This window comes from Oceanobacillus sp. FSL K6-0251 (genome assembly GCF_038004725.1).
In the GTDB taxonomy this organism is placed as follows: Bacteria; Bacillota; Bacilli; order Bacillales; family Amphibacillaceae; genus Oceanobacillus; species Oceanobacillus oncorhynchi.
The window spans coordinates 2,987,579-3,008,254 of the sequence record NZ_JBBORS010000001.1 but is presented as its reverse complement, the minus strand read 5'-3'; the positions used below and the strand labels follow the sequence as shown (position 1 = coordinate 3,008,254).

Below are 20,676 nucleotides of genomic sequence, written 5' to 3'. Positions count from 1 at the left end.
GGAGAGAATGGAAATGAAATTCCGGGATATTGCGGTTCTCATAGGCGTTATACTGGTTATTGTTATGCTGGTTATCCCGTTGCCTGGAGAATTTTTAAGTCTTCTCATATTAATTAATATAATACTTGCATTGGTTGTTATTTTAGTAGCCATGAATACCACGGAACCATTGCAATTTTCCGTATTTCCAACACTGATTTTGTTGTTGACATTATTTCGGTTAGCTTTAAATGTGTCCACAACCCGTGCCATTCTCTCGGAAGGTAATGCAGGAGGAGTTGTAGAAACATTCGGCTCCTTTGTAATTGGAAATAACCCTTTAGTCGGGTTTGTTGTATTTATTATTTTAGTTATTATCAATTTTATTGTTATTACCAAAGGGGCAGAACGTGTATCGGAAGTTGCTGCCAGGTTCTCCCTCGATGGGATGCCCGGGAAGCAGATGAGTGTCGATGCGGATTTAAATGCCGGTTTAATTACAGAGAGCCAGGCGAAAGAACGGCGGGAAAAAATTGAAAATGAAGCCGACTTTCATGGATCCATGGACGGGGCAAGTAAATTCGTTAAAGGAGATGCTATCGCCGGGATTGTCATCGTTCTGATCAATGTACTTTTCGGAATGATTATCGGGGTGGCTCAAATGGGCTTGTCTTTGTCAGAGTCCGTTGAATTATTTACACGTCTTACTGTTGGGGACGGACTGGTCAGTCAAATACCTGCTTTGCTTATTTCAACGGCAACAGGGATTGTCGTTACAAGGTCTGCCCGGGGAAGTAATTTAAGTTCGGATGTAACAGGTCAGCTGCTGCAATTTCCGAAGCTTTTATATATCGCAGCAGGAACAATCTTTCTGCTTGGTCTGACTCCAATCAACTTTTTCTTAACGACGCTTCTGGCCGCTTTTTTAGCCTTCAGCGGGTACTGGATGGAGAAGAAAAGTGTGGAGCCGGAACAAGTTACTGAGGAAGAGGAAGAAGAAACCGAATCGACCGCTCTCAAACAGCAGGAAAATGTGGTCAGCCTCTTGAATATGGATCCGATTGAATTTGAATTTGGCTATGGATTAATTCCTTTAGCGGATACATCCCAGGGAGGAGACTTGCTGGACAGGGTCATTATGATACGGAGACAGCTGGCGATTGAGCTTGGACTCGTAATACCTGTAGTAAGAATCAGGGATAATATCCAGCTGCAGCCGAATGAATATCAATTAAAGATAAAAGGAGACAAGGTTGCCAGCGGTGAATTAATGCTGGATCATTATTTGGCGATGGCTCCCGACTTTTTAGAGGATGATATAGAAGGAATTGATACAAAAGAGCCTGCATTTGGGCTGCCTGCAAAATGGATAAGTGAAAATGTAAAAGACGAAGCGGAATTATCCGGTTATACGGTCGTTGATCCTCCTTCTGTTGTATCGACTCACCTGACAGAAGTGATTAAAAAACATGCATTTGAGCTCTTGGGAAGAGAGGAAACAAAACAGCTGATTGATCACTTAAAAGAAACAAATCCGATTTTAGTCGAGGAAGTAACCCCGGAACCATTGTCCGTCGGCGATGTTCAAAAAGTACTGTCGAAGCTTTTAAGAGAAGGTGTATCTATCCGGAATCTGCCGGTAATCTTTGAAACATTAGCTGATTTTGCCAGATTGACTAATGATACAGATGTGCTGGGAGAATACGTCAGACAAGGGTTAGCATCACAAATCACAAAAAGCTTTGTAAAAGATGATAATGCGTTGAAGGTGATTACGATATCCGGAAAGATTGAAAAAGCAATTGCTGACCATGTTCAACAGACAGAGCACGGCAATTACTTAGCGTTAGACCCGGATCAGCAGCAGGAAATTGTGCAGGCGATTCATAAGGAAGCGGAAAAAGTATCCCTTCAGGAAGAAACAACGATTATTATATGCTCGCCGGCAGTGCGGATGTATTTAAAACAATTGTTAGACAGGTTCTTACCTCAAGTTGTTGTATTATCATACAATGAACTAGAACCGACTGTGGAGGTACAAAGTGTTGGGGTGGTGAATATCGCATGAAGATAAAGAAATATAAAGCGCCGTCTATGCCGGAAGTAATGAAGCAGGTAAGGAAAGATTTTGGCACAGACGCAGTTATTTTACAATCCAGGCAAATTAAATCAGGCGGCATGTTGGGGCTTTTTAAAAAGAATTATATAGAGGTAGTTGCCGGCTATGATCCGGAACCGGTTCAGCCTGTTAAAAAAGCAACTGTCAAAAAAGAAGCTCCTGCACTGCAAAAGGAGAAGACTCCGGAAGCGGCAGCAGATGTTTCTTATTCTAAAGAACTGGAACAGGTTTATAAACTCCTGGAAGCGCAGAACAGACAGCTCCAGCTCAGGTTAACGCCGGATGAACAGCTGATATATGACCGCCTGACAGCGCAGGAGGTTCTTCCTGATATTGCTTTGGAGCTCATCAAGGAAGGGGGGAATCAGACTGCTGCCCTCCAGCAAAGAATCCATGAAGAAATAGAAAAGCGCTTGGAAGGGCTGCAATTAGGCTTTACATATCACCATAAAGTGATTCAATTTGTCGGCCCGACTGGTGTAGGAAAAACAACTACGATTGCAAAAATCGCCGCCCGCATGCAGCTGACAGAAAATAAAAGAATTGCGTTTATCACACTGGATACGTACCGGATAGCAGCAGTTGAGCAGCTGAAAACATATGCAAAGATTCTTCATATACCTGTACATGTAGCGTATAACAAGCAGGAATACCATCAGTATATCGCGGAGCTGCAGGATTATGATGTGATTTTAGTAGATACAGCCGGAAGAAATTATCGGGATGAAACTTACTTGAAAGATATGGCGGACTGGATAAGCCCTGGAGAAGTAACAAATTATCTTGTATTATCAATGACGGCAAAACCGAAAGATTTTCTGGATATTTACGGAAAGTTTACAGCAATCGGTGTTCATGGGCTTATCTTGACAAAATTAGATGAGACAGAGCAATACGGAAATATTTTGAATGCTGCATTTCATTATCCTGACATCCGGATTGGCTATATGACAAATGGGCAGGATGTTCCCGAGGACATGCTGAGTCCAACCTTAAATCAGCTTAGCCGTTATATAATAGGTGATGAACAATGAGCTATGACCAGGCTGAACAGCTCCGAAACCGGCTATCCCCTGAAAGGACAGCAAAAACGATTGCTGTTTGCAGCGGAAAAGGCGGTGTAGGAAAATCAAATTTCACACTTAATTTTTCGATGAAACTTGCACAGGAGAATCATAAAATCCTGGTATTTGATTTAGATGTAGGAATGGGAAATATCGATTTACTCCTTGGTATGCAGACAGACTATTCTATTGCCGATGTTTTAAATAATAAAATTTCCATTCAGGACGCCATTGTAAAAAGTCCTTATGGCATAGATTATATTCCCGGAGGCTCTGGCCTGCACGATTTCTTAGAAATTAATGAGCATAAGAAAGCTATTTTTTATCAAGGGCTGGAAAAGGTATGGCGAGAATATGATTATGTGTTATTTGATATGGGTGCTGGTGTGACAGAGACTTCATTATTTTTTATTTTGGCAGCAGATGAATGTTTTATTGTCACTACGCCTGAACCGACGTCCATTACGGATGCATATGGAATGGTGAAGCATATATTATCTAATCAGCCGGATATGCCAATCTATACTATTTTAAATCGTTCAAGGAATAAAACAGAGGGCAGCAATATTCTCGATAATTTCCACACGGTTATTCGCCGCTTTCTGGACGCAGAGGCTCGAAGATTAGGTTGTATTCCAGAAGACGGAAATATAATGAAAGCTGTCATGCATCAAAAACCGTATACCAAGTTATATCCGAAAACGAAGGCTTCCAAAGCAATGGAGTCGATCCTGCAAATGTACGTAAATGACACAAACAAAACGGTACGTAAATCTGGCAGTTTCATAGAACGGATAAAACATTTCATGAAGGGGTGAAGAAATGACTCTAATTAATGTTCTTGTCGTAGATGATTCTGCATTTATGAGAAAAATGATTTCTGAGATTTTAACAGAGGATGGCAGATTTCATGTAGTTGGAACTGCCGTACATGGCGAAGATGGGGTAAATAAAGTAAAAAAGCTGCATCCGGATGTCGTAACCATGGATGTCCAAATGCCGAAGCTGGATGGTTTAGGAGCTTTAAAACAGATTATGGAGGAATGTCCTGTTCCTGTGGTCATGCTGTCCAGTGAAACAAGAAAAGGCGCTGATTATACCATCCAGGCTATTTCGACAGGTGCGGTTGACTTTATTACAAAGCCGTCCGGAGCGATTTCATTAGATATAAAAAAGGTAGAAAAAGAAATATGCGACAAGGTCTATACAGCAGCAACCGTAAAAGTACATAAAAAAATAAATGGAGCAGCGCAGCATGTGCCGATAGAACGTATACAGCAGCCATTGACAATGCCTGCGAAGCCCTCTCTTTCCTCCAAAAAAATGGTTGCCATCGGAACGTCTACTGGAGGCCCGAGAGCGCTGCAGAAAGTCATTACCGCTTTACCGAAAGATCTTGGTGTTCCTGTTGCTGTTGTACAGCATATGCCTCCTGGATTTACTGCGTCTCTGGCAGAACGGTTAAATCAAATTAGCCGGTTGACTGTTAAAGAAGCGGAACATGGAGAATTAATGAAAAAGGGAACGGTCTACATCGCGCCGGGCGGATACCATATGGAAGTGAAAAGCAGCGGCATGGCATTAATGATTTCATTAAATCAACAACCGCTGGATAATGGTCATCGTCCGTCCGTCAATACATTATTCCGCTCTCTGTGTTCTCTTAAGAATTATCAGATTGTAACCTGCGTCTTAACAGGGATGGGGAATGACGGTACGCTTGGCTTAAAAGCATTGAAAAAAGCAAATTCTCATGTCGTTTCACTTGCAGAGACAGAAGAGACAGCTATTGTATATGGAATGCCGAAGTCTATTATCAATGAGGGGCTAGCTGATTATCAAGTGCCATTAAATCAAATGGCTAGCCAGCTGAGCAATCTTGTTAAATAACAAATAACCGGAAGGGAAAGATTGGCATGACACAAGAACAGTTAACTCCAGAAAGATTAGAAAAAACAATCATTTTTGATTTGAATGGCAGTGAGTATGGGTTGCCGGTGAACTTTGTAGAGTCTATTGAAACATCCTTGCCTATTACACGCGTCCCGCACGAAAAAAATTATATTAAAGGTGTGATTAATCTTAGAGGGAAGATTATTCCTGTCATTGATTTGCGCATTCGGCTGGAAGAAGAGCCGGAGCATAACAAGGAAGAAGATCAGATAATCATCACCAAGATTGATGAGACACAAGTTGGGTTGATTATAGACAATGCAAATGATGTGCTAGACATCCCGGTTGATCTTTTGGAAAATCCTCCGGAAACCATTGGCACTGTAAAAAAAGAATACATCCATTCTATTGCTCATCTGGATAATCGGCTGATTGTATTATTAGATATTTATAAATTATTAAATTTAGAAGAAATAAAAACAAAAGAATTGGATGATCAATGATGGATGTTTTCCAATTAACGAGCTTTCAGAAGGATATTTTGAAAGAAATAGGGAATATAGGTGCTGGAAACGCTGCAACCTCCTTATCACAGCTGTTGGGTCATAAAATAGATATGCTGGTTCCTAATGTGGAGATTGCTGATTTTAACGAAGTCATTGAATTGGTTGGCGGACCGGAACAGCCTATTGTCGGATTGATGTTTCAGGTGGAAGGGGAAATAACGGGTGTAATGGCTATTGTCGTTGATATTGAAGAAGCAGAGTATCTGGTACAAAAGCTGACGCATAATCCGGAATTTCGATTATCAGAAGAGACGGATGGAATAGAATTAGAGATTGCTATGTCTGCATTAAGTGAAATAGGAAATATTTTGACCGGGTCGTATCTTACCGCGCTTTCTGACTTTACTGGTATGAATCTGCAGCCTTCTGTTCCACATCTGGGAATCGATATGGCTGGTGCTATTATGACAATGGGCTTATTAGAAATTTCTCAGGTAACAGATTATGCAATTATTATTGATACGGAAATAAGGCAAGAGGAACGAGGCCATGAACAGATTAGAGGGAATTTCCTTTTTATTCCTGATCCAGAATCTTTTCAAAAGCTCTTTGCCAAATTAGGATGGTCTTAAGATGAGTATAACGAAAACAATTGTAAATGTCGGTATTGCAGATACGAAAATTGTTCGATCCCCTAATACGATTCGAACGCTGGGGCTTGGCTCTTGTATTGGAACGGTATTATACGATGAAAGGCGTGGAATAGCTGGATTGTCTCATATTTTATTGCCTGACTCCAGCCAAGCAAAAGCCGGCAGTATAAGTGAGATGAAATATGCAGATACAGCCATCCCGCAGCTGTTAGAAATGCTTCAGGAACAGGGAGCCAGAAATATGAAAGCAAAAATGGCCGGGGGAGCGCAAATGTTTCAGGTTGGTAAAGGAACAAGCTTTATGCGGATTGGTGATAAGAATATAGAAGCAGTCCAGGACGCGCTTCGAAAATTAAATATTAAAGTTGTTTCCTCAGATGTAGGCGGTAATTTGGGGAGAACGATTGAGTTTGATCCAGTAACGTCCAAGCTTTCCATCAGAAAACGTAATCAGAATGTCTTTACAATTTAACCGATTTGAAAGGAGTGTGTCATCGTGAGTTCATTAGAGCCTTCACAAGAACAAATTTTATGGAAGCATTGGATGACCAGTCAAGATAATGAAGCAGCAAATCTACTCATTGAGAACTACATGTATCTTGTTTCCTTTCATACGGAAAGAATTGTAAGTCAATTGCCTAATCGTGTGGATCGTGAAGAAATCCGCAGCTATGGCTTGCTGGGTCTGTATGATGCATTGCACAAATTTGAGCTGAAACGTGATTTGAAATTTGATACATATGCCTCATTTCGAATTAAAGGTTCGATCATGGATGGATTAAGAAAAGAAGATTGGCTGCCACGTTCGATTCGTGAGAAAACAAAAAAGGTGGAGCAGGCAAGTGAGATTTTTGAGCAAAAAAATCAACGGGAAGCACAGCCGGAGGATATTGCCGAAATGACAGGAATGCCTATTCAGGACGTCGAAATAACATTACGGGATATGGTACTGAGCAACATGCTTTCTATTGAAGATAAACCAAAGGGGCAGGAGAATGACCTGAAAGAAGGTATTGGCTACAATGTATCAGATAAACCGGAGCTCAGGCCGGAAGAAAGGCTTATCCAAGAAGAGTGGAAGGACGAATTAATAGAAGGAATCAAGTCATTAAATGAAAAAGAACAGCTTGTTATCAGTCTTTTTTATCAAGAGGAATTAACCTTTACAGAGATTGGACAAGTATTGGAATTAACGACTTCCCGTATTTCACAAATCCATAAGCGAAGCATTGTAAAATTACGCTCCACGCTGCAAAAAATCACCCAGGTTTAATATGAGCATGTATGGAAGGGAAAAAATATGTCAACATTACTATGGATGATCAGCTTTTTACTACATGGCATTTCAATATTAGCTATTTATTTATTATTAAAGAACAGGCAGAATGCTAATGGTAATAAACAAGCAGAAAATGTACTGAAAGAGACTTTGGAAGAAATAAGGAAAGAGAATAGAATGCTGCAAAGACTTCTGGAAGAGGATAAACAGCCTGACAAAAGTCCTGTAAAGCATGACAGCATAAAAAAGTATCCTCCTTTCCCCCCTGCAGAGAAGAAGAAAGAGGGAGCTGCGATGACAGAGAAAGAAACGCAGCCTATAGAGGATTTTCAACCTGCTGCTTATCAAGATGAAGTAGAAACATCCTTGGAAGCCAAAATACTGCAGCTTCACACAAACGGAGAAACAATAGACGATATAGCTAAAAAGTTAAACTGTGGAAAAACAGAAGCTGAAATAATTATCAAAATGCATCAAAAAAAGTCGTAGAAATCACTTGCCTCCTTGGAGAGGTTGTGGTATAGTAACCTTTGGTGTAAATAGTCTATCTATGATTAGTTAGCTAAAAATCACACGCATTTGGATTTATAAGGTTGGTGCTGATATACAGTGTTCTTATAAAGAAGATAAATGCGGAGGAATAAAACCAATTAGGAGGAATTTATTATGGCAGCAATTTCAATGAAACAATTGCTAGAAGCTGGTGTACACTTTGGTCACCAAACACGTCGTTGGAACCCGAAAATGAAAAAATACATTTTTACGGAGCGTAACGGCATCTACATCATCGACTTACAAAAAACAGTTAAAAAAGTGGATGAAGCATATAACTACGTGAAGGAAATCGCAGCAAACGGCGGTACAGTACTTTTCGTAGGTACAAAAAAACAAGCTCAAGATTCTGTACGTGACGAAGCAGTGCGTTCAGGCATGTACTATGTTAACCAACGCTGGTTAGGTGGAACATTAACAAACTTCCAAACAATCCGCAAACGTATTAACCGTTTGAAAGATATTGAGAAAATGGAAGAAGACGGTACTTTCGAAGTACTTCCTAAAAAAGAAGTAGTAAACTTATTAAAAGAAAAAGATCGTCTTGTTAAATTCTTAGGCGGAATCAAAGAAATGAAAAAACTTCCAGATGCATTATTTGTAATCGATCCTCGTAAAGAGCGTATCGCAATTGCAGAAGCACACAAACTAAACATTCCGATTATCGGAATCGTTGATACAAACTGTGATCCGGATGAAATCGATTATGTAATCCCTGCAAACGATGATGCAATCCGTGCAGTAAAACTTCTTACTTCAAAAATGGCAGATGCTATTCTAGAAGTAAAACAAGGTGAAGAAACAGAAGAACCTGTTTCTGAACAAGACCAATTAGAAGCAGAAGTTGCTGAAGAAGCTGCTTCCCAAGAGTAATCTTTTAAAAGGTGAGGGTGATAAGAGGATAGAAGCCTTTTATCACCCTTTTTTCAAAGAGTAACAAAGCATAAAATACTGAGGATAGCCGCTCCAGAAATACACTACGCTTTCCGTGGGCTTGAGCTCAGCCTCCTCGAAAAAAAGAAGAACACTTTTTTCCTGCGGGGTCTTCCCACTGCGCATTCCCACAGGAGACTTCGTGTATTTCTTCCGCTAGAATCAGTTTCTTTTCTTTGAAAGAAAGCAAATGAAACATATTTCTTCTTAGATGGGAGCGGAGGGAAGTCGACTCCTGCGGGAAAAGCAACAGGTGAAGACCCCGCAGAAAGTGCTCTTCTTTCGAGGAGGCTGAGGCGTTGCCCGCGGAAAGCGACTTCCCGTAGCGGACATCTTCTTGGCAAGAACACCAGTATTTTAAAGACTAAGTGATTTTCTTGGTTTTTCTTAAAAAGAAATTCAACTTGTACAATCGAATATTTTAAGGAGGAATTAACATGGCAGTAACTGCTAAAATGGTTAAAGAATTACGTGAAAAAACAGGTGCTGGAATGATGGATTGTAAAAAAGCACTGACAGAAACAAATGGAGATATGGAGCAGGCAATTGATTTTCTACGTGAAAAAGGAATGGCGAAAGCTGCTAAAAAAGCGGATCGTGTTGCTGCAGAAGGATTAACGCATATTGAATTAGACGGAAACAGAGCTGCAATTATTGAAGTAAACTGTGAAACAGACTTCGTTACAAAGAACGATCAGTTCAAGCAATTGCTTTCTGACCTTGGAAAACACATTGTGAAAAATAATCCTGAAACTGTTGAAGAAGCTTTACAACAGCCATTTTTAGATGGTTCTGAAACAGTTGACGCAGCAATCACTACAGTGGTTTCTAAAATTGGAGAAAAAATCTCACTTCGCCGCTTCACTGTATTAGAAAAAACAGATAATGATGCTTTTGGTGCATACCTTCATATGGGCGGACGTATCGGCGTGCTTTCATTGTTAGAAGGTACAACAGACGAAGAAGTAGCGAAAGATGTTGCAATGCATGTAGCAGCTATCAACCCTCGTTATGTATCCCGTGATGAAGTTGCTGAAGAAGAAGTGAACAGCGAGCGTGAAGTGCTTAAAACACAAGCATTAAACGAAGGAAAACCAGAAAACATCGTTGAAAAAATGGTAGAAGGCCGTCTAGGTAAATTCTTCGAAGAAATCGTTCTTTTAGAACAAAGCTTTGTAAAAGATCCAGACCAAAAAGTGAAAAAATATGTTGGAGATAAAGGTGCTTCTGTAAAAGCATTTATTCGCTATGAAGTAGGCGAAGGAATGGAAAAACGTGAAGATAACTTCGCGGAAGAAGTAATGAGCCAAATCAAAAAATAAGTTGTGCAAATTAGGGGACATTAATTTGTTCCCTTCTTTGTAGGGGTTTTTCAAAAGGCCGAGTGAAAACTGAAAAGTTTAATTCGTCCTTTTGAGTATCCTCTTATAGCTATATATTGTAAATATATTTTTTCTCTGGAGGTTATTATGACGACAGCACATTATAATAGAGTTGTGTTAAAATTAAGTGGAGAGGCATTAAGTGGAGAAGAAGGATACGGAATCTCACCTAAAATCATTCATTCCATTTCAGAACAGGTTAAAGAAATTGTAGAGCTTGGTGTAGAGGTTGCTGTAGTAGTCGGCGGCGGTAACATCTGGCGTGGTAAAGTAGGATCAGAAATGGGCATGGATAGAGCTTCAGCTGATTATATGGGGATGCTTGCAACAATTATGAATTCTCTTGCTTTACAGGACGGTCTGGAAACGATTGGTGTACAGACCAGAGTACAGACATCCATTGAAATGAGACAGGTTGCTGAACCATACATACGGCGGAAAGCGATTCGCCATCTGGAGAAAAAGCGTGTTGTTATTTTTGCTGCTGGTACTGGAAATCCTTATTTTTCTACAGATACAACAGCTGCATTACGGGCTGCAGAAATTGAAGCAGAAGTGATTTTAATGGCTAAAAACAACGTGGACGGCGTTTATACAGATGACCCTAAAATCAACAAAGAAGCAAAGAAATATGATTCACTCACTTATTTAGAAATGTTAAATGAAGGATTAGGTGTAATGGATTCTACCGCTTCTTCATTATGTATGGATAATGACCTGCCGCTGATTGTCTTCTCTATTATGGAAGAAGGTAATATTAAACGAGTTGTGCAAGGTGAAAATATCGGAACAACGATAAGGGGGAACTAAACATGTCAGAATCAGTGATAAAAGATACGAAGGAAAAAATGGAACAGGCTGTTCAAGCTTTCTCAAGAAATCTAGCCTCTGTTCGTGCTGGACGTGCCAATCCAAGTCTATTAGATACGGTTTATGTTGATTATTATGGTGCTTCTACACCGCTGAACCAACTAGCTCAGGTAGGTGCTCCAGAAGCAAGACTGCTGACCGTTACTCCATACGATAAGTCAGCAATTGGTGATATTGATAAAGCAATTCAAAAAGCGGACTTGGGACTTTCTCCATCAAATGATGGAAACATCATCCGCATCAATATTCCTGCTCTTACCCAAGAAAGAAGAAAAGACTTGGTTAAAGTAGTAGGGAAATATGCAGAAGAAGCTCGTGTACAAATTAGAAATCTTCGCCGCCAGGCAAATGACCAGCTTAAAAAAGCTGAAAAAAATGGTGATATGACAGAAGACGATTTAAGAGCATTTCAAGACGATGTTCAAGAAACAACAGACGCGTATATTAAGCAAATTGAAGATTTAGCAAAAACCAAAGAAAATGAAATTATGGAAGTGTGATAGGGGATACATGCCTTCTATCTATCTTAACAGCACAAACCCTGGCAAAATATATTTTGTTTAAAGGTGACAGTTTTCTGCTAACGTAGTAAGATGCCATTAAGCCCTCTTATTAAAGGGGGTTTTTGTATTAATGTTACTGGCTATCATGCACTTATATATGAGTGGATAAAAAAGACTTCCGCATCCGCTGTATGTCGCGGTTAACGGAAAATCCTTTTCTAAATGTGTCATGTTATCATATTTAAAAAAACAGTCGATTTCATACATGTTAAACGAAATACAGTCATATTATTTATTGGCATGGTCATGCCTTTCATCCCTTGTTCTTCGAAAAAAGATGAAGAGGGTTATGAACAAACAACCATTCGGGGGACGGAAAATGTCTATTAAAATTCCTTTTTTATCAAAACAACCAAAAGAATCGGATTCACTTTCTGAAGAGAATGCTCCCAATCATGTTGCTATTATCATGGATGGGAATGGCAGATGGGCACAAAAACGGGGATTACCCAGGTTTGCTGGTCATAAAGAGGGTGTATCTACGGTGAATAAAATCGTTAAAACCGCTGTGAAAGCAAATGTGAAGGTTTTAACGCTTTATACTTTTTCAACAGAAAACTGGAAACGGCCAAAACAAGAAGTGGAATATATTTTAAAACTTCCAAAAGAGTTTTTGCATGTATATTTACCAAGCTTAATGGAAAATAATGTTCGTATCCAAACGATAGGCGATTTTCAGGCATTGCCGAGCCACACACAGGAAGCAGTAAACTATGCAAAAGAAAAAACAAAGCATAATGATGGTCTTATTTTAAACTTTGCCCTTAATTACGGCGGCCGATACGAGATTTTAAAAGCAGTCAAGCAAATCGTAACGGAAGTAAAAGAAGATGATATCGATATGAGCAGCTTAGATGAAGAAACCTTTTCAAAATATTTATATACAACAGGTGTCTCTGACCCGGACCTGTTAATACGTACTGGCGGCGAATGCCGTTTAAGTAATTTTATGCTTTGGCAAATGGCGTATACAGAGTTTTGGTTTACAGATAAACTATGGCCGGAGTTTACAGAAGAAACATTCTATGAAGCATTACTTGCATATCAGCATCGGAAAAGACGATATGGAGGTATATAAGGTGATGATGATTTAATGAAGCAACGAACGATAACAGCAATTATAGCTCTGCTTGTATTTGTGCCGATTATTATTATTGGCGGTTTGCCATTTACTATTTTTGTCTATTTGCTAGCGACGATTGGGATAGTTGAATTAATGCGGATGCGCCATCCTGATAAGAATTTTTTTCCGTATGTTTTATCAGCTTTACTGACGTGGGTTATTTTACTGCCTAATGAATTACTGGCTGATATTGAATGGCTGACGAAGTATGAATTGATTTCTATCTTTATTTTTGTTTTATTGGCGTATACCGTGCTTGTAAAAAATGAGTTTACTTTTGATCAGGTGGGCTTTGTTGTTCTTGCGGCGTTTTATGTTGGTTTAGGATTCTTTTATTTGCTGCAGACTAGAGATGGAGAAAATGCGCTGAGAAATATTTTATTTGCATTTTGCATTATTTGGGCAACGGATACAGGAGCCTATTTATTTGGACGCAAACTGGGAAAACATAAATTATGGCCGACTATCAGCCCGAAAAAGACCGTTGAAGGCGCGCTGGGAGGTATTTTTGTAGCTGTAGTTGTAGCTGTGATTTTTCACCTGATAGCACCATTTGAGCAATCCTGGTTGACATTGATTATTGTTACGATGATAGCTTCTGCCTTTGGACAAATCGGTGATTTGGTTGAATCTGCCTTTAAACGTGTGTATCATGTAAAGGATTCCGGGAATATTCTTCCTGGACACGGCGGCATTTTAGATCGCTTTGACAGCATGCTTTTTGTTTTTCCATTACTGCATTTTATTCACTTTTTTTAACAAATAGAAGCGAATATTGTAGAATTGGTAAAGTAAGCTGACTTATTGAATATACTAGGTGAAGAGCTTTCTTTTGGCTAATACATAACAAAATTACATTATCGGACAAGTTAGCATATACGTTATTCTTGTCCCGGCACATACATGTATAGTTCCTGCTGAAGGATACTATATGAATGAGAAATAAATGATTGTTATGTGAACTTGTTGCGGAGAATCAAATGGTTAAATACTCCCTAACAACCTCTTTCTACCTTTATAAAAAAGGAAGGTGCTGTCATGACAACGGTTATTGCGTTTATATTGATGTTTGGTTTGCTCGTTTCCATCCATGAGTGGGGCCACCTGATTTTTGCAAAAAGAGCGGGCATGCTTGTCCGTGAATTTGCAATTGGCTTCGGGCCCAAAATATTGTCATTCACAAAAAATGAGACACTTTATACAATCCGGTTAATTCCGGCGGGCGGATATGTCCGTGTTGCTGGAGATGACCCGGAAATTGTGGAGTTAAAACCAGGGCATCATATTGCGCTTGATTTTAACAGAGATGGAAAAGTATCTAAAATTATTGTAAATAACAAATCAAAGCATCCAAATGCCCGCACGATTGAAGTAGAGAAGGTCGACCTTGATCATAAGCTGTATATCGAAGGCTATGAATTGGATGACGAAGAGATAAAGCTACATTTCGATGTCGATCCGAAAGCGATGTTTATCGTGGATGAGCAGGAAACACAGATTGCTCCTTTCGATAGACAATTTGCATCTAAAACGGTCGGACAGCGTGCCATGCAGCTTTTTGCCGGTCCAATGATGAACTTTGTCCTTGCTATCTTTATCTTCCTGCTTATGGGGATGATTCAAGGCGTTCCGGTAGAGGAAGCACAAATGGGTGAGGTTCAACCGGAAAGCCCGGCAGAAGAAGCGGGGCTGCAGGAAAATGATGTTATTACACAAATAGGAGACCAATCTGTCTCAACATGGGATCAGTTTACGGATATTGTCCGTGAAAACCCGGATGAGGAATTAGATTTGGTTATATCCAGAGGTGACACAGAGGAAGAATTGACGGTTGTCCCAGCTGAAGTGGAGACCGTGGACGATAAAGGGGACCCAATTCATATCGGACAAATCGGTGTAACTCCGGCTTATGAAAAAAATATCCTTGGAACATTAGCATTTGGATTTGAGACAACTTATGAAACGTCGAAGCTTATACTTAACAATTTGGTCATGTTAGTTACGGGCCAGCTTTCCATTGATGTGCTATCAGGACCCGTAGGAATTTATGATGCGACAGATCAGGTTGTTCAATCTGGCTTTACAAACTTTTTAATGTGGACAGCGATGTTGAGTATTAATTTAGGAATTATTAATTTAGTTCCTCTGCCAGCATTAGATGGCGGCCGTTTAATGTTTGTCGGACTGGAAGCCGTCAGAGGAAAACCGATAGCTCCAGAAAAAGAAGGAGTCTTCCATTTTGTCGGGTTTGCCCTCTTGATGCTCTTAATGATTGTTGTCACATGGAATGACATTCAGCGATTATTCTTGTAAAATAAAATAGTAAATCCAATAGGTTACCCTTGTCGGTTTATAGACAAGGGTTTCGTGTTTTTAATTAATAGAGGAGGTTCGAAAAGTCCAATAAAAATGACACTGCGATTAAAGGAACTTCTGCTAAAACCGCCCACGTCCTGTGAGCAACGTAGAAGTCACCACATCCTGTGAAAGTCCGTACGTAAAAAGCTCGTCGCCTTGAACTTTCAACGCACAAATGTTTTCGATGGAACGAGTAACCGCAGTCCCAGGACGTGGCGTTCTTAGCCGGCTAGTCCTGTTTACCGGACTTTTTGAACACACACTAAATAGGAGAAAATTTCTTCCTGTGTAGTCAAATATCTATCTACAATTGGAGGGGTAGAGATGAGTATTTCCAAGCAAGAAAAAATGAGATTACTGCTTGAGCAAATTCAGCTGTCTGACACATCAATTCAAACGTATTTTGCTTCAAGTTATTTAGAAAAAGTAGAGGTTTATAAGCAAGAGAAAAAATGGCATTTTTATATTCATTTAGAGGATGTTCTTCCATTCGATGAATATTTATATTTCCAACAGTCTTTGCAAAAAAGCTTCTCATCCATTGCCGAGAAGGTCGAGCTGACATTACATACAGATAATAAGCAATGTAATGAAAAAGATATTGGTGTATATTGGAAACACTTTTTAGCAACAACTTCCATTTCACCTGCATATCAGGAAATGGTAATGCAGCAAACGCCTCAAATTGTGGAAAATAAGATAATCTTAACTTCAAGAAATGAAGCAGAATCAAATATTTTGAAGAAAAGACTTGAACCAGCATTCAGTCAATTCTGTTATCAAATTGGTTCCAGACCTTACTCCATTGATTTAGAAGTAAATGCTGATCAAAGTGAAATGCAAGCATTCCAAGACAATAAGGCGAAGGAAGATCAGGCGCTTGTCCAAAAAACCGTACAGGAGAAAGAAAAGCGGGATAAAGAAAAGGATACGCCTGTCAGCCAGCCGCTGGCGATCGGTTATAAGATTCAGGACGAGCCGGCAGAGATGAATCAAATCCTGGAAGAAGAAAGACGGATTACTGTACAAGGCTATGTATTTGATTCAGAAATCAGAGAGCTGCGGTCTGGAAGAAGCCTTTTGATTATTAAAGCAACGGACTATACCGATTCCCTGCAAATAAAAATGTTCTCCAAAGGGGATGAGGATGTCAATAAGTTTCAATCTGTTAAAAAAGGGATGTGGGTAAAAGCTCGCGGCAGCATCCAAACGGATATGTATACTAATGAATTGGCAATGATGGCAAAGGATATTCATGAGGTACAAGTAAGAGAAAAACAAGATGAGGCGCCTGAGGGTGAAAAAAGAGCAGAGCTGCACGCACATACGACAATGAGCCAAATGGATGCGGTCGTTTCTCCGGATGCATTGGTTGAACAGGCTGCCAAATGGGGACATCCAGCTGTAGCAATTACAGATCATGCTGGTGTACAAGGATTCCCAGACGCTTACTATGCAGGTAAGAAACATGGCATTAAAGTGCTTTATGGGGTAGAAGCAAATCTAGTCGATGACGGTGTTCCGATTGCCTACAATGAGAGTGACCGTTTATTAAAAGATGCAAACTATATTGTATTTGACGTGGAAACAACAGGGCTTTCTGCTGTGTACGATACGATCATCGAATTAGCCGCGGTAAAGGTACATGATGGTGAAATCATTGACCGATTTGAATCGTTTGCTAATCCGCATCATCCGCTGTCTGAGACAACGACGAATTTAACAGGGATTACGGATGATATGGTTAAGGATGCTCCTGAAGTCGGCGATGTCTTAAAAGATTTTCATGCCTGGATGGGAGAAGACATTTTAGTAGCGCATAATGCAAGCTTTGATATGGGCTTCTTAAATCAAGGATTTAAACGGATTGGCTATGAAAAAGCAGCCAACCCAGTCATTGATACACTAGAATTAGCAAGGTTTTTAATTACAGAGCTTAAAAATCATCGTTTAAATACATTATGTAAGCATTTAGGGATTGAATTGACACAGCACCACCGTGCCATTTATGATGCGGAAGCTACAGGCTATTTATTGTGGAACCTGGTCCAGAAATTAATGGAAAGAGAAATCATCAATCATCAGGACTTAAATAATCATATGGGAGAAAACAATGCTTATCAGCGCTCCAGACCTTTTCACTGTACGATTATAGCGCAGACGCAGGAAGGCTTAAAAAATCTATATAAAATTGTATCCCATGCGCATATTGATTATTTCTACCGTGAACCGAGACTGCCACGGTCTATTTTGAAAAAATACCGTAAAGGTCTCTTGATCGGGACAGCTTGTGACAGAGGAGAAGTCTTTGAAACGATGATGCAAAAATCCGAGGAAGAGGCGGAGCAGGTTGCTGAGTTTTATGATTATATTGAAGTGCAGCCACCTAAAAACTATGTCCATTTGGTAGATAAAGATTTAGTGCAGAACGAAGCACAGATAGTAGATATATTACGAAAGCTTGTCAATCTTGGGGAACGCATGGGGAAATTAGTAACTGCGACCGGGAATGTGCATTATTTGCAAGATATTGATAAGCAGTACCGGCAAATCCTGATTGCATCGCAGGCTGGTAATCCATTAAACAGGCAGACACTGCCGGATACACCATTCCGGACGACAGGTGAAATGCTTGGGGCTTTTTCCTTTTTAGGAAAAGAAAAAGCAAAAGAAATTGTGGTTCAAAATACGCAGCAGTTAGCTGACAGTATAGAGGATATCTCTCCTATTCAGGATGGCTTGTTTACGCCGAATATCGAAGGCGCGGAACAGGAAATGCGTGATTTATGCTATGATATGGCGAAAAAAGTATATGGCGAGCCGATACCGGAAATTGTTACCAAACGGTTGGAGACAGAATTAGAAAGTATTATCGGAAACGGATTCGCGGTAATTTATTTGATTTCCCATAAACTGGTTAAAAAATCCTTGGATGATGGCTACCTTGTAGGTTCACGGGGCTCTGTCGGATCCTCCTTTGTTGCTACGATGACCGAAATTACAGAGGTTAACCCGCTTCCGCCGCATTATGTCTGTCCAAGCTGTAAGCACTCTGAGTTCTTTACAGACGGATCTGTAGCGAGCGGTTTTGACCTGGAAGATAAAAATTGTCCAGAGTGCGGTGCTGCACTTGTAAAGGATGGACAGGATATTCCTTTTGAAACGTTCTTAGGCTTTAAAGGAGATAAGGTTCCGGATATTGACTTGAACTTCTCCGGAGATTATCAGCCGCGTGCCCATAACTATACGAAAGAACTGTTTGGTATAGATAGTGTGTACCGGGCTGGAACAATTGGAACTGTAGCTGAAAAAACTGCCTATGGTTATGTAAAAGGCTATGCTTCCGATCATCAGCTTGTTTATAAAAATGCAGAGATTGACCGTCTTGTACAAGGCTGTACCGGGGTGAAAAGAACAACCGGACAGCACCCCGGGGGAATTATTGTTGTTCCCGATGATAAGGAAATTTATGATTTTACACCGATACAGTTCCCGGCGGATGACCGGAACAGTGAATGGCGGACAACACATTTTGATTTCCACTCGATTCATGATAATCTGCTGAAGCTGGATATACTTGGACACGATGATCCGACTGTTATCCGCATGCTGCAGGATTTAAGCGGAATTGATCCTAAAACCATTCCGACCGATGATGAAGAAGTGATGAAAATCTTTGGCGGAACAGAGTCTTTAGGAGTTACTCCAGAGCAAATCCAGTGTAAAACTGGCACGTTGGGAGTACCTGAATTTGGTACAAAATTTGTGCGGCAGATGCTTGAGGATACGAAGCCAAATACCTTTGCAGAACTGTTAATTATATCAGGTCTGTCCCACGGTACCGACGTGTGGCTTGGCAATGCACAGGAGCTGATTAATAACGGCACGTGTAAGCTTCCGGATGTTATCGGCTGCCGTGATGATATTATGGTCTATTTAATGCATAAAGGCTTAGAGCCTTCCTTGGCATTTAATATCATGGAGTTTGTCCGTAAAGGTAAAGGGTTGAAGGATGAATGGATTGAGGAAATGAAGAAAAACAATGTACCTGACTGGTATATTGAATCTTGTAAGAAAATCAAATACATGTTCCCGAAAGCCCATGCGGCAGCTTATGTTTTAATGGCTGTACGAATCGCTTATTTCAAAGTGCATCACCCGATTCTTTTCTATGCGGCATATTTCACCGTTCGTGCGGATGATTTTGAGTTAGATACGATGATTAAAGGTTCGGATGCTATCCGTAAACGTATGGAAGAGATTAATTATAAGGGCAATGATGCATCGCCAAAAGAGAAGAACTTATTGACTGTGCTTGAGCTTTCATTAGAAATGTGTGAACGCGGCTTATCTTTAAAAAAGGTAGATTTATATAAATCAAGCGCAACCGAATTTATCGTTGACGGTGATTCGCTGCTTCCTCCTTTCAATGCTGTGGACGGCTTAGGCACCAATGCGGCATTAAATATTGTGAAGGCCCGTGAAGAAGGAGAATTTCTTTCTAAAGAAGATTTAAGAGAAAGAAGTAAAATTTCCAAAACCGTGCTGGAATATTTAGATACACACGGATGCTTAGAAGGTATGGAAGAAAAAAACCAGCTTTCCTTATTCTAAATGTGAAAGACATACGCATAAATCCGTTTGTTTTTGGAGAAACTAAAAGAAATTAGTTGAGGGTAAAAAGCGCTGTAGTATTGATTTGGAGGTTTGCAAAGGGGTATAGAATATGCTATACTATTTTTGTTTAGAATGTTCGATACGTACGAATGTAAAGAGTGGGTGCACACCCACTCTTTATTCATACCTCGCCTAAACAAGACTCTCTGCTTCCCCCGCCGTATTTTAGGCAGGGGTTTTATATTGATTGAAGGCGTGAGGACATGGTTAAAGGAGGTTTACACTTGAGTTCCAAGATAATTGAGATAACAACCGAATTAGTTCATCCGATTTTAGAAGAGAAAAATTTAGAATTAGTTGATATCGAGTATGTGAAAGAAGGGAAAAACTGGTTTCTACGTGTTTATATTGATAAAGAAGGTGGTATTGACATTGTAGAATGCGGTGAGGTCTCTGAACAGTTAAGTGAAAAACTGGATAAAGCTGACCCGATAAAAGAAGCTTATTTTCTAGAAGTATCTTCCCCGGGAGTTGAAAAACCGTTAAAAACACTGGATGACTTTAAAAAGAATATTGGAAACAATGTTTTTGTGAAGTTATATGAAAAAATTGATGGTGAAAAAACGTATGAAGGCATTTTACAAAATGTAGAGAACGATACCCTTTCTATTGAATACAAAATAAAAACGAGAAAGAAAATCGTAGAAATACCTTATGATAAGGTAGCAAAAGCAAGACTGGCAGTCTTGTTTTAATGAAGAGTACGAGAACAACATCCAAAAGGG

General features: G+C 39.9%; 18 protein-coding genes. All 18 read left to right on the top strand.

Annotation, left to right across the window (positions count from 1 at the left end; translation table 11 throughout):
• Positions 1 to 13: 13 nt before the first annotated feature.
• Entirely contained in the window at positions 14 to 2,047 is a 2,034-nt protein-coding gene (gene flhA / locus MKY45_RS15065) for a flagellar biosynthesis protein FlhA (RefSeq protein WP_042535006.1), read from the top strand.
• The gene (flhF, locus tag MKY45_RS15060; RefSeq protein ID WP_193064973.1) at positions 2,044 to 3,132 is read left to right on the top strand and encodes a flagellar biosynthesis protein FlhF; all 1,089 of its coding nucleotides are present in this window, start codon (positions 2,044 to 2,046) and stop codon (positions 3,130 to 3,132) included. Before flhA ends, flhF begins: the two co-directional genes overlap by 4 nt.
• A complete protein-coding gene (locus MKY45_RS15055; protein ID WP_212928512.1) occupies positions 3,129 to 3,980 on the top strand; it encodes a MinD/ParA family protein in 852 nt (283 codons plus the stop codon). The genes flhF and MKY45_RS15055 overlap by 4 nt, the downstream gene beginning before the upstream one ends.
• A gap of 4 nt (positions 3,981 to 3,984) precedes the next feature.
• Complete coding sequence (locus tag MKY45_RS15050) at positions 3,985 to 5,052, top strand: protein-glutamate methylesterase/protein-glutamine glutaminase (RefSeq protein WP_193064975.1); 1,068 nt, start codon at positions 3,985 to 3,987, stop codon at positions 5,050 to 5,052.
• A 26-nt stretch (positions 5,053 to 5,078) separates the two neighbouring features.
• Positions 5,079 to 5,558 carry a chemotaxis protein CheW gene (locus MKY45_RS15045; protein ID WP_042535000.1) on the top strand — a complete coding sequence of 160 codons (480 nt, stop codon included), beginning with the start codon at positions 5,079 to 5,081 and terminating at the stop codon, positions 5,556 to 5,558.
• The gene (locus MKY45_RS15040; protein ID WP_042534999.1) at positions 5,555 to 6,193 is read left to right on the top strand and encodes a chemotaxis protein CheC; all 639 of its coding nucleotides are present in this window, start codon (positions 5,555 to 5,557) and stop codon (positions 6,191 to 6,193) included. Before MKY45_RS15045 ends, MKY45_RS15040 begins: the two co-directional genes overlap by 4 nt.
• 1 nt (position 6,194) lies before the next feature.
• Positions 6,195 to 6,686: a chemotaxis protein CheD gene (locus MKY45_RS15035; protein ID WP_193064976.1), complete on the top strand. Its 492-nt coding sequence runs from the start codon at positions 6,195 to 6,197 to the stop codon at positions 6,684 to 6,686.
• A 24-nt stretch (positions 6,687 to 6,710) separates the two neighbouring features.
• Positions 6,711 to 7,487: a FliA/WhiG family RNA polymerase sigma factor gene (locus MKY45_RS15030; protein ID WP_256704841.1), complete on the top strand. Its 777-nt coding sequence runs from the start codon at positions 6,711 to 6,713 to the stop codon at positions 7,485 to 7,487.
• 27 nt (positions 7,488 to 7,514) lie between these two features.
• Positions 7,515 to 7,982: a DUF6115 domain-containing protein gene (locus MKY45_RS15025; protein WP_042534996.1), complete on the top strand. Its 468-nt coding sequence runs from the start codon at positions 7,515 to 7,517 to the stop codon at positions 7,980 to 7,982.
• Positions 7,983 to 8,159: 177 nt separating this feature from the next.
• Complete coding sequence (rpsB, locus tag MKY45_RS15020) at positions 8,160 to 8,918, top strand: 30S ribosomal protein S2 (RefSeq protein WP_042534995.1); 759 nt, start codon at positions 8,160 to 8,162, stop codon at positions 8,916 to 8,918.
• A 497-nt stretch (positions 8,919 to 9,415) separates the two neighbouring features.
• Entirely contained in the window at positions 9,416 to 10,300 is an 885-nt protein-coding gene (tsf, locus tag MKY45_RS15015; RefSeq protein WP_042534994.1) for a translation elongation factor Ts, read from the top strand.
• 147 nt (positions 10,301 to 10,447) lie between these two features.
• The gene (gene pyrH, locus MKY45_RS15010) at positions 10,448 to 11,170 is read left to right on the top strand and encodes a UMP kinase (protein ID WP_042534993.1); all 723 of its coding nucleotides are present in this window, start codon (positions 10,448 to 10,450) and stop codon (positions 11,168 to 11,170) included.
• A gap of 2 nt (positions 11,171 to 11,172) precedes the next feature.
• On the top strand, positions 11,173 to 11,730 hold the full coding sequence (gene frr / locus MKY45_RS15005) for a ribosome recycling factor (RefSeq protein ID WP_042534992.1): 558 nt from the start codon (positions 11,173 to 11,175) through the stop codon (positions 11,728 to 11,730).
• 382 nt (positions 11,731 to 12,112) lie between these two features.
• Positions 12,113 to 12,871, top strand: coding sequence for an isoprenyl transferase (locus tag MKY45_RS15000; protein WP_193064980.1), 759 nt, complete (start codon positions 12,113 to 12,115; stop codon positions 12,869 to 12,871).
• A gap of 15 nt (positions 12,872 to 12,886) precedes the next feature.
• Positions 12,887 to 13,675 (top strand): phosphatidate cytidylyltransferase, encoded by a 789-nt coding sequence (locus tag MKY45_RS14995; RefSeq protein WP_042534988.1) that lies wholly within the window; start codon positions 12,887 to 12,889, stop codon positions 13,673 to 13,675.
• 279 nt (positions 13,676 to 13,954) lie between these two features.
• Positions 13,955 to 15,229, top strand: coding sequence for an RIP metalloprotease RseP (rseP, locus tag MKY45_RS14990; RefSeq protein ID WP_341173069.1), 1,275 nt, complete (start codon positions 13,955 to 13,957; stop codon positions 15,227 to 15,229).
• Between the two features lie 369 nt (positions 15,230 to 15,598).
• The gene (locus tag MKY45_RS14985) at positions 15,599 to 19,888 is read left to right on the top strand and encodes a PolC-type DNA polymerase III (RefSeq protein ID WP_042534983.1); all 4,290 of its coding nucleotides are present in this window, start codon (positions 15,599 to 15,601) and stop codon (positions 19,886 to 19,888) included.
• Positions 19,889 to 20,175: 287 nt separating this feature from the next.
• Complete coding sequence (rimP, locus tag MKY45_RS14980; RefSeq protein ID WP_084612998.1) at positions 20,176 to 20,646, top strand: ribosome maturation factor RimP; 471 nt, start codon at positions 20,176 to 20,178, stop codon at positions 20,644 to 20,646.
• Positions 20,647 to 20,676: the final 30 nt, after the last annotated feature.